This window comes from Nocardia sp. NPDC058666 (genome assembly GCF_042714895.1).
Classification (GTDB): domain Bacteria; phylum Actinomycetota; class Actinomycetes; order Mycobacteriales; family Mycobacteriaceae; genus Nocardia.
In genome coordinates, this window is record NZ_JBHXRY010000007.1 from 183,370 (window position 1) to 198,615 (window position 15,246).

Annotated in this window: 15 protein-coding genes; 6 read left to right on the top strand and 9 right to left on the bottom strand. The window is 68.3% G+C overall.

Translation table 11 applies throughout. The features are described 5' to 3' along the window. Nucleotides 1–97: 97 nt before the first annotated feature. Nucleotides 98–1,045: an ADP-ribosylglycohydrolase family protein gene (locus tag ACFWVD_RS18500; protein ID WP_379244264.1), complete on the bottom strand. Its 948-nt coding sequence runs from the start codon at nt 1,043–1,045 to the stop codon at nt 98–100. 71 nt (nt 1,046–1,116) lie between these two features. Continuing rightward, a complete protein-coding gene (gene rarD / locus ACFWVD_RS18505) occupies nt 1,117–2,043 on the bottom strand; it encodes an EamA family transporter RarD (RefSeq protein ID WP_379244266.1) in 927 nt (308 codons plus the stop codon). A gap of 35 nt (nt 2,044–2,078) precedes the next feature. On the opposite strand from rarD, the gene ACFWVD_RS18510 reads away from it, so the two are divergent. Together ACFWVD_RS18510 and ACFWVD_RS18515 are read left to right on the top strand one after the other, a co-directional pair. Further along, nucleotides 2,079–4,481 carry a cation-translocating P-type ATPase gene (locus ACFWVD_RS18510; protein ID WP_379244268.1) on the top strand — a complete coding sequence of 801 codons (2,403 nt, stop codon included), beginning with the start codon at nt 2,079–2,081 and terminating at the stop codon, nt 4,479–4,481. Between the two features lie 124 nt (nt 4,482–4,605). Then, nucleotides 4,606–4,779, top strand: coding sequence for a hypothetical protein (locus tag ACFWVD_RS18515; RefSeq protein ID WP_379244270.1), 174 nt, complete (start codon nt 4,606–4,608; stop codon nt 4,777–4,779). 119 nt (nt 4,780–4,898) lie between these two features. Here ACFWVD_RS18515 and ACFWVD_RS18520 read toward each other — a convergent pair whose 3' ends face one another. The 3 genes from ACFWVD_RS18520 to lspA form a co-directional block, all read right to left on the bottom strand. Continuing rightward, nucleotides 4,899–5,606: a hypothetical protein gene (locus ACFWVD_RS18520; protein WP_379244272.1), complete on the bottom strand. Its 708-nt coding sequence runs from the start codon at nt 5,604–5,606 to the stop codon at nt 4,899–4,901. A 217-nt stretch (nt 5,607–5,823) separates the two neighbouring features. Next, the gene (locus tag ACFWVD_RS18525) at nt 5,824–6,750 is read right to left on the bottom strand and encodes an RluA family pseudouridine synthase (protein ID WP_266299589.1); all 927 of its coding nucleotides are present in this window, start codon (nt 6,748–6,750) and stop codon (nt 5,824–5,826) included. Next, the gene (gene lspA, locus ACFWVD_RS18530; RefSeq protein ID WP_379244274.1) at nt 6,747–7,364 is read right to left on the bottom strand and encodes a signal peptidase II; all 618 of its coding nucleotides are present in this window, start codon (nt 7,362–7,364) and stop codon (nt 6,747–6,749) included. The genes ACFWVD_RS18525 and lspA overlap by 4 nt, the downstream gene beginning before the upstream one ends. Before the next feature lie 85 nt (nt 7,365–7,449). Between lspA and ACFWVD_RS18535 the strand changes: the two genes are divergently transcribed. Together ACFWVD_RS18535 and ACFWVD_RS18540 are read left to right on the top strand one after the other, a co-directional pair. Continuing rightward, the gene (locus ACFWVD_RS18535) at nt 7,450–8,403 is read left to right on the top strand and encodes a hypothetical protein (protein ID WP_379244276.1); all 954 of its coding nucleotides are present in this window, start codon (nt 7,450–7,452) and stop codon (nt 8,401–8,403) included. Between the two features lie 101 nt (nt 8,404–8,504). Further along, nucleotides 8,505–9,116 carry a hypothetical protein gene (locus ACFWVD_RS18540; protein WP_379244278.1) on the top strand — a complete coding sequence of 204 codons (612 nt, stop codon included), beginning with the start codon at nt 8,505–8,507 and terminating at the stop codon, nt 9,114–9,116. A 6-nt stretch (nt 9,117–9,122) separates the two neighbouring features. Here the strand turns inward: ACFWVD_RS18540 and ACFWVD_RS18545 are convergent, their stop codons facing one another. Further along, the gene (locus ACFWVD_RS18545) at nt 9,123–9,965 is read right to left on the bottom strand and encodes an LLM class F420-dependent oxidoreductase (protein WP_379244280.1); all 843 of its coding nucleotides are present in this window, start codon (nt 9,963–9,965) and stop codon (nt 9,123–9,125) included. A gap of 173 nt (nt 9,966–10,138) precedes the next feature. On the opposite strand from ACFWVD_RS18545, the gene ACFWVD_RS18550 reads away from it, so the two are divergent. Further along, nucleotides 10,139–10,606, top strand: coding sequence for a VOC family protein (locus tag ACFWVD_RS18550; protein WP_379244282.1), 468 nt, complete (start codon nt 10,139–10,141; stop codon nt 10,604–10,606). A gap of 81 nt (nt 10,607–10,687) precedes the next feature. Here the strand turns inward: ACFWVD_RS18550 and ACFWVD_RS18555 are convergent, their stop codons facing one another. Next, nucleotides 10,688–11,107 carry a ubiquinol-cytochrome c reductase iron-sulfur subunit gene (locus ACFWVD_RS18555; protein WP_379244284.1) on the bottom strand — a complete coding sequence of 140 codons (420 nt, stop codon included), beginning with the start codon at nt 11,105–11,107 and terminating at the stop codon, nt 10,688–10,690. 123 nt (nt 11,108–11,230) lie between these two features. On the opposite strand from ACFWVD_RS18555, the gene ACFWVD_RS18560 reads away from it, so the two are divergent. Further along, on the top strand, nt 11,231–12,214 hold the full coding sequence (locus ACFWVD_RS18560) for an NAD(P)-dependent alcohol dehydrogenase (protein WP_379244286.1): 984 nt from the start codon (nt 11,231–11,233) through the stop codon (nt 12,212–12,214). A gap of 225 nt (nt 12,215–12,439) precedes the next feature. Here ACFWVD_RS18560 and ACFWVD_RS18565 read toward each other — a convergent pair whose 3' ends face one another. Together ACFWVD_RS18565 and acs are read right to left on the bottom strand one after the other, a co-directional pair. Beyond that, nucleotides 12,440–13,060, bottom strand: a complete 621-nt coding sequence (locus ACFWVD_RS18565) for an LON peptidase substrate-binding domain-containing protein (RefSeq protein WP_379244344.1) — start codon at nt 13,058–13,060, stop codon at nt 12,440–12,442. 208 nt (nt 13,061–13,268) lie between these two features. After that, nucleotides 13,269–15,173: an acetate--CoA ligase gene (gene acs / locus ACFWVD_RS18570; RefSeq protein WP_379244288.1), complete on the bottom strand. Its 1,905-nt coding sequence runs from the start codon at nt 15,171–15,173 to the stop codon at nt 13,269–13,271. Nucleotides 15,174–15,246: the final 73 nt, after the last annotated feature.

Sequence of the window (15,246 nt, forward strand, 5' to 3'; positions counted from 1 at the left end):
CACGCCCCACTACTGGACGGGTGATCATCACGCTCTCAGCGTGGGATCTGCCCCATTTCGCCTCGCTGAGAGCATGGTGATCGTGTGTCCAGGTGGGTCAGCGGGAGTTGGTGGCGATGCGGAGGGCCAGGTCGGGGAGGTCGGCGCCGGTGAGGCCGGGGTAGCCGTGGAGGATGGCGCGCCAGTGGGCGGGGACCGCGGAGGCTCCCCAGCGGGCGCCGAGTAGGCCGCCCGCGATCGCGGCGGTGGTGTCGGTGTCGTTGCCTGCTCGCACACATGCCTCGAGGGCGAGCGGGAGGTGTTCGGGTGTGGATTGGTCGGTGGTGGTGATCGCCCACCACGCGGTCTGCAGGGCGTGCACCACCCAGCCGTTGTTCGGGAAGTCGGCGGGTGTGCCGTTCTCGGCTTCGTCGAGGCGTTCGGTCCAGTACGCGGATTGCGTCGATCCGCTGACATATTCGCGAACACCGTCGAAGTCGGCGTTCAGCACGGCGTGCCGGATCGCGTAGGACCACATCTTGCACGCTTCCACGGCGTGCTCGTCGTGGTGCGTGAGCAGTCCGACTCGCCCCGCCGCCGCAACGCATTCCGCGGCATCGTCGAGGTAGGCCAGCGCGACCGGCGCGGTCCGCATCAGCGACCCGTTGCCCCCGGTGCGCCCCGTCAACGACATCGCCACGGCCTGCATGTCCTGCGCGGTAGATGACCTGGCGGACAACACAGTTCGCGTCTGATTGCCGATGTCGGGCGGCTTGGAGTCGAACCAGGACACGAACCCGGCCGCCACCGCGTCGAGGTCGATCCCGGGCCCGTTCGCGGCGGACACCGCCACCGCCAACGCCATCGACGTGTCGTCGGTCCATTCACCCGGCGCCCAGTCGAACACCCCGCCACCGATCATGTCGATCACCGCATCGGGCGCCGGATGAGTGAACTCGTACCCCGCCCCCAACGCATCACCGGCCGCAGTGCCGACCAACACCCCGGCCACCCGATCCGAGTACCCCGCATCATGCACGAAAACCCACCCCTCTCGGGTGCCCACTATCCGATTGTCCAGTTATCGAGCCTACCGGTCGGCTTGTGATCTACCCCCGATTCGCGCTGTTGCGACACCTAATCGAGCTGATGCGCGCCGACATTCGCCGACTCGACCACCGAAGACTGCCGGTTGCGGCGCGCGCGCAGCAGGGCGTCGGTGGTGAACACCGCCAGCCCCGCCCAGATCAGCGCGAACCCGGCCCACCGCGAGGCGGGCATGGGTTCGTGCATCACTGCCACGCCCCATGCCATCTGTAGGGCGGGCGTGAGGTACTGCAGGATCCCCATCGTCGACAGCGGCACCCGTTGCGCGGCGACCGCGAACAGCAACAGCGGAATCAGCGTGACCGGCCCGGTGGCCAGCATCAGCCCGAAATGGGCGGGGCTGGAAGTCATTTCGCTGCGGCCGGTGGCCATGAACACGATCAGCAACGCCAGCGCGAACGGCACCGCGACGATCCCCTCGGCGGCGATCCCGCGCAGCGCGTCGAGCTTGATCACCTTCTTCACCAGCCCGTAGGTGGCGAACGAACACGCCAGGATCAACGCGATCACCGGCGGTCTGCCGTAGTCCACGGTCAACACCACCACCGCCAGCGCCCCCAGCCCCAACGCCACCCATTGCGCCCGGCGCAGCCGTTCGCGAAACAGCACCACCCCGGACGCGACGGTGACCAGCGGGTTGATGAAGTACCCCAGCGCGCACTCCACCACGTGCCCGGTGATCACCCCGTACACGTAGGTGCCCCAGTTGATCGAGATCGCCGCCGAAGCCGCCGCCGCCAACCGCCAGGTCCGCGCGTCGATGCCGCGCAACTGCCGCAGTCGTCCGGTCAGCGCCAGCGCGATCAGCACCACCACCAGCGTCCAGATGATCCGCTGCGCGACCACCTCGGCGGCCGAGGCGAACGCGAGCAGGCCGAAGAACGCGGGAAACAGACCCCAGAGGAGGTAGGCCCCTGCCCCGAAGACGACACCGGGCGGGGAGGGTCTGTGCTGCATTCATCCCATGTTACGACTCGACTAGCCTGACGAGCATGTCCATTTCCGTGCAGGAGCCCGCGGCCGCGGGCCTGTCCGCCGCACAGGTCGATGAACGCCGCCGCGACGGGCGCACCAATGACGTGCCTGCCAGGGCGAGTCGTTCGGTCGGCGAGATCGTGCGCGCGAACGTGTTCACCCGCATCAATGCCATCCTCGGTGTGTTGTTCGTGCTGGTGTTGTCCACCGGTTCGATCATCGACGGCATGTTCGGGCTGCTCATCGTGGCCAACAGCGCGATCGGCATCATCCAGGAGGTGCGCGCCAAGCGGACCCTGGACGAGCTGGCGATCGTGAGCCAGGCCAAGCCCACGGTGCGCCGCGACGGCGTGGCGAAGCAGGTCGCGCCCGGCGAGGTGGTCCTGGACGATCTGATCGAGTTGGGCCCCGGCGACCAGATCGTGGTCGACGGCGAGGTCGAGGAGGCCGCCGCGCTCGAGATCGACGAGTCGCTGCTCACCGGCGAGGCCGACCCGATCGACAAGGGCGTCGGCGCGCCGGTGATGTCGGGCAGCTTCGTGGTGTCGGGTTCGGGCGCCTACCGCGCGACCAAGGTCGGCAAGGACGCCTACGCCGCGAAACTGGCCGAGGAGGCCAGCAAGTTCACGCTGGTGCACTCCGAACTGCGGTCGGGCATCGACAAGATCCTGAAGTTCATCACCTACCTGCTCATCCCGGCCGGCCTGCTCAGCATCTACAACCAGCTGGTGTCCAGCGGCGAATCGTGGCGACCGGCGGTGACCGGCATGGTCGCCGCGCTGGTGCCGATGGTCCCCGAGGGCCTGGTGCTGATGACCTCGATCGCGTTCGCGGTGGGCGTGGTGCGCCTGGGCAAACGGCAGTGCCTGGTGCAGGAACTGCCCGCGATCGAGGGCCTGGCCCGGGTCGACGTGGTGTGCGCGGACAAGACCGGCACGCTCACCGAGAACGGCATGCGCCTGGCGCAGGTCGAACCCCTCGGCGCGTTCGACGAAGCACAGGTGAAGGCGGTCCTGGCCGCGCTCGCGAGCGACGACCCGCGCCCGAACGCCAGCGTCCAGGCCATCGCCGAAGCCCTGCCCGACTCGCCCGGTTGGGCGCAGACCGGCATCGCCCCGTTCTCCTCGGCGAAGAAGTGGAGCGGCATTTCCTATGGCGCCCACGGTGATTGGCTGCTCGGCGCCGCCGACGTACTCCTCGATCCCACCTCCGCCGACGCCGCCCACGCCGAACAACTCGGGTCCTCGGGTCTGCGCGTGCTGCTGCTGGCCCGCAGCGACCGACCCGTCGACGCCGCCGACGCGCCCGGCATCGTCGAGCCCGCCGCACTGGTCGTGCTCGAACAGAAGGTGCGCCCCGACGCCAAGGAAACCCTCGAATACTTTGCCAGCCAGCAGGTTTCGATCAAGGTGATCTCCGGCGACAACGCGGTCTCGGTCGGCGCGGTCGCCTCCTCGCTCGACCTGCCCGGCGGCGACCACGCCGTCGACGCCCGCACCCTGCCCGACGACCAGGCCGCCCTGGCCGACGTCCTCGATCACGAAACCACCTTCGGTCGTGTCCGTCCCGACCAGAAGCGCGCCATGGTCGGCGCCCTGCAGTCGCGCGGACACACCGTCGCCATGACCGGTGACGGCGTCAACGACGTGCTCGCCCTCAAAGACGCCGACATCGGTGTCGCGATGGGCGCGGGCAGCCCGGCCACCCGCGCGGTGGCGCAGATCGTGTTGCTGGACAACAAGTTCGCGACCCTGCCGTACGTGGTGGGGGAGGGCCGCCGGGTGATCGGCAACATCGAACGCGTGTCGAATCTGTTCCTCACCAAGACCGTGTACTCGGTGCTGCTGGCGTTCCTGGTCGGCATCGCGGGCGTGGGTTCGCAGATCTTCGGCTACGACCCCATCGGCTACCCGTTCCTGCCCCGCCACGTCACCATCGCGGCCTGGTTCACCATCGGCATCCCCGCGTTCGTGCTGTCGCTGGCGCCCAACAACGAACGCGCCCGCACCGGCTTCGTCGGCCGGGTGATGCGCCTGGCGGTGCCCTCGGGCGTGGTGATCGGCATCGCGACCTTCGTGTCCTACCTGATCGCCTACGCCGGACCCGAAGCCTCGGAAACGCAGAAAGTCCAGGCGGGCACCACCGCGCTGATCACGCTGATCATGATCGCGATGTGGGTGTTGGTGCTGGTAGCGCGGCCATATGTGTGGTGGAAGGTGGTGCTGATCGCGGTCTCGGTGCTGGCCTACATCGCGCTGTTCACCATCCCGTTCACCCGCGAGTTCTTCAAACTCGACCCGTCCAACCCGCGACTGACCCTGGCCGCGGTGGTGATCGGCGCGATCGGCGTCGCGCTGGTGGAACTGGCGTGGTGGGTGCAGGCTCGGCGCTCGGGCAAGGCGGGTGCCCCCGCGGCGTGAGAAGTCGCTGACCCGACCGTAATCAATTCGAGAACCCTTGTGCCGGTGCGACATTCAGGGTTGGAGTACCTTTGCCGGTTATGGAGGTATTGCTGCCGCTGTGGCACCGTCACGGGATAGCCCGGTGACCCCCGACGAACTCGACGATCTGTTCGCCGACCTCATCGCGCAGATCGATCGACTCGACGCCGGGGCGCTGGAGCTGATGGCAGACGCCTACGACCGGGCCGGGGACGTGGACCGGGCACGCACGCTGTGGAGCCTGGCCGATTCTCGACGCGACGCCGAACGGACGTAGCGAACTGCGCGACCAGTCGGACGGTGCGGACCGCGTCGATCGATCCTGCTCCGGAAGTTGTTCGCGCGGACCCCTTCCACGTGGACGGTTGTCCGCGCGGAAGCTCCTCGCGTAGAACGCTATTCGGTCGGAACCGGCCCGTCGTCGGGGTTCGGCGTGACGGTATCGCTGCTGCCCGGCAGCAGCGGACTCACCGCGAACCGCCCCGCGATGGCGTCGGCCGGCAGTGCCTGCACCGCGCTGACACCGGGTTGTGTTGCCAGCTCACGTAATTGGGGCAGCGTTCCGCGCACCACGATGCCCGCCGTACACGCGCACCCCGCGCGCAGGCGACTCTCGGTGACACGGGCGATGTCCGAACTGCGCTGATCACGGAACTGTTGTGCCCCAACCAAACCCGCGGCGGCGTCGGCGGACTTCACCGCAGGCTCGTCACCGGCCGGGGTGGCCACGGTGATCACCGGCGTCTGCACTCGATCGATCGGCACGTGCTGAATCACTCCGGACACGCGCAACCCCGCGGCCGCGGCCGGGATCTGTTGGGGCGTCAGGTAATCGGTGAACGACACCAGCGCCCAGTGCGGATCCGCGTCGCCGCCGTCGAGGGACGTTCGCGCGTCGTTCAGGTATTGCTGCACCTGCTCGCCGGGCGCGGGCCCGAGTCGATCGGTCGCCACCGCCGACACGGGTGCGGGTTCCCGGAACGCGATCACCAGCAGGATCGCCGCACCGACCGCCGTGAGCCCGTAGATCACCGTATTGCGCAGCGAGAATCCTCGACCGCTCGAATCCCGTTGCCCGGCAACCGATTCGGCATCGACGGGCATGTTCCCCAGAGGCTCCGAGGGAGAACCCCCACGGCCGTCGTCCGATGTCTGCGTGGTGGGCGAGCTGTCCGGTACCTGCGCGGCGGGTGAACTTTCACGGTCGTCGTGTGGTGGCGCACCGGCAAGATCGTCGCCCATCGCACCCGCTCCCACAGCGGGCAATTCCCCGCGGTCGTCCGACGCCGTGTCCGGCGCCGGTTGTGACGACCGCGGGTCGTCAGGCATTACGTAATACGTCCAAGGCGCCCGCCAGATCGTCGGGGTACTCGCTGGTGATCTCGAGCCAGCGACCGTCGGCGGGGTGGTGGAACCCCAGCTGACGCGCGTGCAACCACTGCCGTTCCAGGCCGAGGCGCTTGGCCAGGGTCGGGTCGGCGCCGTAGGTGAGGTCGCCCGCGCAGGGGTGGCGCACCGCGGAGAAGTGCACGCGGATCTGGTGGGTGCGCCCGGTTTCCAGGTGCACGTCCAGCAGGCTGGCGGCCTGGAACGCTTCGATGGTGTCGTAGTGGGTCACGCTGGGGCGACCGTCGCCGGTCACCGCGAACTTCCAGGCGTTGCCCCGCGCACGCCCGATCGGCGCGTCGATGGTGCCGCTGCTCGGATCCGGGTGTCCCTGCACGAGTGCATGGTATTGCTTGTCGACCGTGCGTTCCTTGAAGGCGCGCTTGAGCATCGTGTAAGCGTGTTCGGATTGTGCCACCACCATCACGCCGGAGGTGCCCACGTCCAGGCGGTGCACGATGCCCTGCCGTTCGTGCGCGCCCGAGGTGGAGATGCGGTAGCCCATGGCCGCCAGCCCGCCGACCACGGTCGGTCCGGTCCAGCCCACACCGGAGTGCGCGGCCACGCCGATCGGCTTGTCCACCGCGACGATGTCGTCGTCGGCGTACAGGATGTTCATCCCGTCGACCGGGGTGGCTTCGACGGTGAGTTCGCGCTTGGGTTCGGGGAAGATCACTTCCAGCCAGGCGCCCGCGGTCAGCCGGTCGGACTTGCCCGCGGCGACCCCGTCGATCTGCACGGAACCGTCCTCGGTCAGCGCCACCACCGCGGTCCGCGACAGGCCGAGCAGCCGGGCGAGCCCCGCGTCCACCCGCATCCCGTCGAGTCCGTCGGGCACAGGCATTGTTCTGGTTTCTCTCATACGGTCTCCTCTGTGTGTTTGCGACCGCTGCGGGTGCCGTCCGGTTCGAAACCGAACACGGTGAGCGCCACCAGCAGGATCGCCCCGCACACGATGGCCGAATCGGCGACGTTGAACACCGGCCACCAGCCCACGGCGACGAAGTCGACCACGTGGCCCTGCAGCGGGCCGGGGTAGCGGAACAGCCGGTCGACCAGGTTGCCCAGCGCGCCACCCAGCACCATGCCCAGACCGATGGCCCACCACAGCGAACGCAGGGTGCGCCCGATCCGGATCACGCCGATCACCACCGCGGCGGCGATCAGGGTCAGCAGCCAGGTCATGCCGGTGGCCATCGAGAACGCCGCGCCCGGATTGCGGACCAGGGTGAAGCGCGCGAAATCGCCGATGATCGGCACGGATTCGCCCGGGCTGATGAACGCCACCGCGAGGCATTTGGTCAACAGGTCAAGGGCGAACAGCACGGCGGCGATCGCCAGCAGCGTCGTCAACCGGCGGCGACCAGCGGGTTTCGTCGTCTCGGCGACGTCGGGCACGGCAGCGGCCGTCGGTGCTGCCGCGCCGTCGCCGGTCTCGGGGACGGCGGCTTTGTCGGTTGGCCGGTCTTCACTCACCCGTCCATCATTCCCTAGTGTCGATCGGGCTTGCGCCGCGGTGCCGGGCAGTCCCAGCTGTTACTCAGGAAGCGGTCGTACGCTGATGGCTGTGACGGTGTTGTCTAGATCTCGCTTACCCCGTATCGCGCGCCCCGGCGTGTTACTGGTGGCCCTGGTGTTGGGGTTCGCGACCTTCGGTGCCGGGTGCGCCGACCGCTCGTCCTCGCCCACGGAAATGGACGGCACCGAGCCGTTGGGTATCGGCAAGGAAGTCACCGTGCCGATCTCCGCCGCGCTGACCACCGTGGTCTCGCCCGGCGACGAACCGCGCGATCTGCTGCGTCCCCGCTATGCCGCGGGCACCACGCAGGAGGTGACGCTGCGCACCGACTATCGCATCCAGCAGCAGGTCAACGATCAACCCGCACGCGACTTCTCACCCGCCGCGCTGACCATCCCGATGATCGCGCGCGCGGGCGCCGACGGCGTCGACCTCACCGTCGGCGCGGTCACCACCCCCGACCCCGTGCTCAACAAGGCGTTCACCTCCGCGGGCGGCTCCCAGGCCGGGCTCGGCATGAGCGACCTCGGCGCGATCACCGAACTGCGCATCGCCCCTTCGCCCGACACCCCGAACACCGCACGCGCGGCCCTGGAACAAGCCTTCTACCAGGCGGTGTACCAGTCGATCGCGTTCCCGGACGAGCCCATCGGGGTCGGTGCGGTGTGGACGGTGCATCAGAAGATCACCGGCGGAGTCACCCTCGACCAGATCACCACCGCCACGCTCACCAGCCGCGAAGGCGACCGGCTCACCATCGACATCCAGGTGAACCAGACGCCCACCGACACGGTGTGGGAGCTGCCCAACGACGCGGGCGACCTCGACATCGACGGGTACGTCATGGAAGGCGTCGGCTCGATCACCATCGATCTCGGTATGCCGCTGCCTGTTTCGGGGTCCATCGAGATCGGCGGACAACAGACCTACCGTGACGCGCGCAGTGCGGCCACGTTGGTGCAGACGCAGTCCACGCGCGTTTCCTGGACGGAGTGATGCGGGGGAGTGCGCTGCGCTTCGGCGCGGCTGTTTCGGCGTGTGTGGGGTTGGTGGGTTGTGGGTCCGATACCGCCGAGTGCGGCCCGAACGATTCGTGCGTGCCCCGGTGGATGGAGCCGGTAGCCGCCGCGCCTGGCACCGGCAATGTTGTGCGAGATCCGGCCCGACTGTCCGCCGGTCTGCTCGCTGCCACCGATTTGCCCGGTGATTTCGCGGTGGTCCCTTCCCGTGAGGAGTCCGACGGGCCCGCCGTGCCCGCCGCCGCGCTGACGAATCCGCCCGACTGCGCGCGCGTGCTGTCCCCGATCGCCGACCAATGGCCGGGGTCCGCGGCCGCCGCCTCGGTGCAATTCGCGGGTCCCAGCTTCGCCACGATCGACATCGACGCGGCCAGTTACGCCGACACGGCGCTTGCGCCCGCGTTCGACGCGGTGCAGAGCCAGTTCCGCCGCTGCACCAGCTACTCCGGCGACGACGCGGGCATTCGGATCGAGTATCGAACCACGCTGCTCGAGCAGCCGCCCGCCGGTGACGTCAGCACTGCCTTCACCGTGACCGCGTCCAGCGAAGGGCTCACCCTGACGTCGGCGACCTCCTTTGTCCAGGTCGGCAACACGCTGGTTCAGGTCGTTGTCACCGCGCCCGAGGTCGTCGACCCCGGCGTGCTGTCCGACCTCACCGCCGCACAGGTACGCAAACTGCGCGGCTGAATTCGGTCACCCCGCCAGTTTGGTGCCGAGGTGGCCGATGTACCCGCGCACCTCGTCGGCGGTGCGATCGGGCAACCCGAACACCACTTCGGTGACGCCGAGATCATCCCAGCGAGCCAACTGCTCGGCATCATGACGCCCCGCCAACGCGACCACTCGTGGCATCCCCTCGCGACCCGCGTCCTTCCAGACCCGGTGCAGCAGTTCGATTTTGGTGCCGAGGTCACCTTCGGTCGGCGTGGTGATCCACCCGTCGGCATGGGCAGCCAGCCACCCGAACGTCTTCTCGGTCCCGCCCGCTCCCAGCAACACCGGCACTCCCGCGCGCACCGGCTTCGGCCACGACCAGCTCGCCCCGAATTCGACGAAGTCACCGGCGAATTCGGCTTCCTCCTGCGACCACAGCGCGCGCATCGCGTCCAAGTGCTCACGCAACACCGTGCGTCGCTTGTTCAGCGGAACCCCGTGATGCGCGAGTTCGTCGGTGTTCCAACCGAATCCGACCCCCAACTCCACCCGGCCACCGGACAGGTGATCCAGTGACGCGATGGTTTTGGCGAGGCTGATCGGGTGGTGTTCGGCGGGCAGCGCGACCGCCGTCGACAAGGTGATCCGCTCGGTCACCGCGGCGGCCATGGCCAGGGCGACCCACGGATCGAGCGTGCGCAGGTACCGGTCGTCGGGCAGGGAAGCGTCGCCGGTCTGCGGGTGCGCCGCCGCGCGCACCACCGGGATGTGGGTGTGTTCGGGCACGTAGAACGCGTCGAAACCGGCGTTCTCGGCGGCGCGGGCCGCATCGGCGGGTGTAATACCCCGGTCACTGGTGAACAACACGACCCCGTACCGCACGCCACAGCCTCCGAACTCGACAATAAAACTAGAACAAGTTCTACACGACTGCCGCCGGGTTTACCCGCCTTTCCAGCTCCCCAGCGCATCGCGCCTTCGACAGCCTTTCGCCGGGCACGGCAGGGGAATAGGCTGGCGAAGGTCCGAGCATCACCTCGACACGGAGGTATCCGATGTCCGATGTTTCCCCCTTCCCCGAAGGCTATCCGCGCATCTGTCCCGGCCTGGCCTGCGCGGGAGCGGCCGCCGCGATCGACTTCTACACCGCGATCTTCGGCGCGACCGTCCGCATGACAATGGACGGCCCCGACGGCACGATCGCCCACAGCGAACTACTCATCGGCGACTCGGTCCTGATGGTCGGCGACCCGGTCCCCGAAATCGGCTTCGTCGACCCGAAAACGATCGGCGGCTCCCCGGTGAACCTCATGGTCTACGTCGCCGACGCCGACGCGGCCTTCGCCGCCGCCCTGTCCGCCGGTGCCACCGCCATCACCCCCATGACCGACCAGTTCTACGGCGACCGCAGCGGCGCCTTCGAAGACCCCTGGGGCCACCGCTGGACCGTGGGCACCCACATCGAAGACGTCTCACCCGAAGAAATGGAACGCCGTATGGCCGACATGATGGACGCCGGCTGATCAAGATCACCACGCTGTGGTGGCGTGATTTCGGATCGAATCCCTGCGTCAGAGCGTGGTGATCGTTCGACCAGTACGTGCTTACGCGGGGACGATCGAGTTTCCTTCGACGCGAACGGGTTTCGGGGCGAGTGGTTCGGTGGCCGGGCCGTTGCGGACGGCACCGTCGAGGCCGAATCGGCTGCCGTGGCAGGGGCAGTTGATCGTGCCCTTGGCCACCGTGCCGACCTTGCATCCGGCGTGGGTGCACGTCGAGGACAGGCCGACGAAGGTGCCTGCGGTCGGTTGGGTCACGACGGTATCGCCGACGATCACCCCACCACCCACCGGAACATCCGCCACCTTGGTCAACGCTCCCGCGGGTTGCCCCGGCTCGGGGGCGGCAGGAGCCGACTCGTTCTTCCCCTCGGTGCCGCACGCGGTCAACGTCGCCGCGGCGGCCAGTGCACCCGCACCCACAACGGCGGTGCGGCGATTCAGCGAGAAATCATTGCTGGTCATCGATGGTTCTCCATTCTGAAGGCAGTCCCAGTCTCGTCCCTATCAGAGGTTGGCCGAAATCTCGGGATATATCAGGGGATTCCCGGATGTGGGTGGGTGGTGTCGGTGCCTAGCGTTGGTGGGGTGAAGGCGATTACGCAGCGGGTTTACGGGTCATCGGCGATGTTGGCGGTGGCCGATGTCGAGCGCCCGGAACCGGGGGTGGGGCAGGTGTTGGTTCGGGTGCGGGCGGCGTCGGTGAATGCGCGGGATTGGCATCTGATGCGCGGGGATCCGACGATCGCGCGGTGGATGGATCGGTCGGTGTTCCGGCGGAAGGGGCCGACGAATGTGGTGCAGGGCGGGGACTTCGCGGGGATCGCCGAGGCGGTCGGGGCAGAGGTGACGGACCTGAGGGTGGGCGATGAGGTGTTCGGGGAGGCGGTCAGCGGGGCGTTCGCGGAGTATCTCGCGGTGCCGCGGGGGTTGCTCGAGAAGAAACCGGCGAACCTGAGTTTCGAGGAAGCCGCGGCGGTGCCACTGGCCGCCAATACCGCGCTGACCTGTCTGCGGCATGTCGGCGCCGGCGAGCGGGTGCTGATCATCGGCGCTTCCGGTGGGGTGGGCACGTTCGCGGTCCAGCTCGCGCACGCCAGGGGAGCCGAGGTCACCGCGGTGTGCAGTACCCGCAATGTCGAGGCCGCGCGGGCGCTGGGAGCCGCGCACGTGGTCGACTACACCCGCGACACCGTGACCGGCCGCTACGACACAGTTCTCGACCTGGCGGGAGCGCGCAGCCTGCGCGAACTCCTTCGCCTGGTCGAACCCACCGGCACCCTCGTGCTGTCCGGCGGCGGCAACTTCGACGGCGGCAGCGTGTTCGGCCCGATCGGCCTGCTCGCGTGCGGCCAGTTGGCTCGACCGTTCGTGAAACCGACCATCCGGGTACCGACGGCCCACCAGAGCACCGAGGCGCTGATCGAACTGCGCGAGCTGATCGAGTCGGGATCGGTCCGCCCGGCCATCGACCGGACATATCCGCTGGCCGAAACCCCCGCCGCCATCGAGTACATGGAGACCGAACACGCCAGGGCCAAGATCGTTATCGCTATCGCACCACCGGACTGACAGGCGTCTCGGCAGACCAGCCATTTCCGGCAGGCCGACGTCAGCGTTGGCGGGTCGGCTACCTCGGGTGAGGCCGGCGCGAGCATTGGCGGGTCGGCTACCTCGGGTGAGGCCGGCGCGAGCGTTGACGGGTCGGCTACCTCGGGTGAGGCCAGCGCGAGAGTCGACGGGACGGCTACCCCGGGTACGAGGGTTTACGGCTTGTCCGCTCCGGTGATGTCGACGTCAGAGGAGCCGGAACTCCATCATCGCGATCGCATCGTCGACCGCGGTGGTCAGGGCGGTGAGTCGGCTGTGGGGGTCCGGGGCGGACAGGGCCGCTTGGCGGTCGGTCGGGCCGATCGGCAGGCGGGCGGCGAGTTCGTAGGAGCGCGTGGTCGGGTCGTCCGACAGCCCGTCCAGTGATGCCGACGGTGGTGGGCGGCGGATGCCGTTGCGGCGCGCGAATTGGGCTGTCAGGGTGTGCAGGCGGTCCGCGCGTTCGCGCAAGCCCGCCAGCAACGCACTGTCGTCGGTGCCGGGGCTGTCCGGCCAGAGCTCGGCTTCCGCGCGGGGGTACGGGTCGTCGTCGAGCCACTTGTCGATGCGAAGACGTTCGGTTCCCTTGCAGCGCAAGCGGTATCGCTCGCCGGGCAGTTCGATGACCTCGCTGATCCGGGCGACGGTGCCCACTTCCGTGCGTACCTCCCCACCGCCCACTTCGTGCCCGCGCGCGATCAGCACGACACCGAACTCCGGCTCCCGCTCCCCGTCCATACAGTCGCGCACCAGCGCCACATAGCGCGGCTCGAAGATCTGCAACGACAGCGACTCACCGGGCAGCAGCACCGCCCCCAGCGGGAACATCGGAATATCCACGGTCCCAGCATGCCCGGTACTGCCGCTACCCCGCCCATCCGGCGCGCTCATACTGTGTCCTTTCGGCATGCGCGGGCGCCCGCGCAGTGACGCGCGCCGCCCGCTCCGGGCGCCGACCCGCTCACGGCTGTGTCATCTCGGCGTGCTCGGGCGCCCTGCGTGGTGACGCGAGCTGCCTCCTCCGGGCGCTGACCGCTCACGCCTTGGCGATCGACTCGAACACCGTCGGATCGACCAGCGTGGAGGTGTCACCCAATTCGCGCCCCTCGGCCACATCACGCAACAACCTGCGCATGATCTTGCCGCTGCGTGTCTTGGGCAGTTCCGGCACGATATGAATCTCGCGCGGCTTGGCGATCGGGCTGATCTCCAACGACACCGCCGCCTTGAGCTCACTCACCAGATCATCGCCGGGCACGGCGGACCCCGTGAGGATGACGAACGCGACGATCCCCTGTCCGGTCGTGTCATCGGACGCGCCGACCACCGCGGCCTCCGCGACCACCGGATGCCCGACCAACGCGGATTCCACCTCCGCGGTGGAGATGCGGTGCCCCGACACGTTCATCACGTCGTCCACGCGCCCCAGAATCCACAGGTCACCGTCGGCGTCGAGTTTGGCGCCGTCCCCGGCGAAGTACCACCCCTCGGAAGCGAAACGCTGCCAATAGGTTTCGCGGTACCGGTCCATGTCGTTCCAGATGCCACGCAGCATCGACGGCCACGGCTGGTCCAGCACCAACAGCCCGGATTCGTCGGCGCCCAGCGGATTACCTTCGTCGTCGACGACCAGCGCGGAGATCCCCGGCAGAGCCCCCATCGCGGCACCGGGTTTGGGGGAGGTGACCCCGGGCAGCGGCGAGATCATGATGGCACCGGTCTCGGTCTGCCACCAGGTATCCACGACCGGAACAGCATTGGCGCCGAACACTTCTCGATACCACCGCCACGCCTCGGGGTTGATCGGCTCGCCGACCGACCCCAACAGTCGCAAGGAACTCAGATCATGCGCGTCGGGAATCTCGCGCCCCCACTTCATGAACGTACGAATCAGGGTCGGCGCGGTGTAATAGATTGTCACGCCGTACTTCTCGATGATCTCGAGGTGACGGTGCTCGTCGGGGAAGTTGGGCGTGCCCTCGTATACCACCTGGGTGGCGCGGTTCGACAGCGGCCCGTAGACGATGTAGCTGTGCCCGGTCACCCACCCGATATCGGCGGTGCACCAGTAAACGTCCTGTCCCGCTTTGTGATCGAACACGTTGTGGTGCGTGTACGAAGTCTGCGTGAGGTACCCGCCGGTGGTGTGCAGGATCCCCTTGGGCTTGCCGGTGGTCCCGGAGGTGTAGAGGACGAACAGCGGATGCTCGGCCGGAAACGCCTGCGCCTCGTGCGAAGGTGAAGCAACAGAAACGGTTTCGTCCCACCATAGGTCGCGCACCTCGGTCCACGGCACCTCGAGCCCGACCCGGCGCACCACCAACACGTGCTCCACCGACGACGGATCCGACCCCAGCGCCTCGTCGACCGCGTACTTCAGCGCCGCGGGCTTACCGCGCCGCCATTGCCCGTCGGTGGTCACGATCAACCGCGCCGCGGCATCGTCGACCCGCTGCCGCAGCGCCGTGGGGGAGAACCCGGCGAACACCACCGAGTGCGTCAGCCCCAGCCGCGCGCAGGCCAGCATCGTCACGATGGCCTCGGGCACCATCGGCATGTAGATCGCGACCCGATCACCGGCCACCAGCCCGAGCGCGGTGAAAGTGTTTGCCGCCCTGCACACTTCGTCGAGCAGTTCGGCATAGGTGATGGCCCGCGAATCGCCGGGCTCACCCTCCCAGTGGATAGCGACCTGGTCCCCGTGCCCGTCGATGACGTGCCGGTCCAGGCAGTTGTAGGCCACGTTGAGCTCCCCGTCGGCGAACCAGCGCGCGACCGGCGCGTCGGTCCAGTCCAGCACCTGGGTGAAGGGCTTGTGCCAGTGCAACCGGTTGGCCTGCTGCGCCCAGAACCCGTCGCGATCGGCGCGCGCCCGCTCGTACAGGTCGGCGTCGGCGTTGGCCTGCGCGGCGAACTCCGGGGCGGGCGGGTAACTGGTCACAACAACTTCTCCTTCGAAAAACGGTGGGGGACAACCCGTGCCGGTGGGGCGAACCACCGGCACGGGCAGGGTG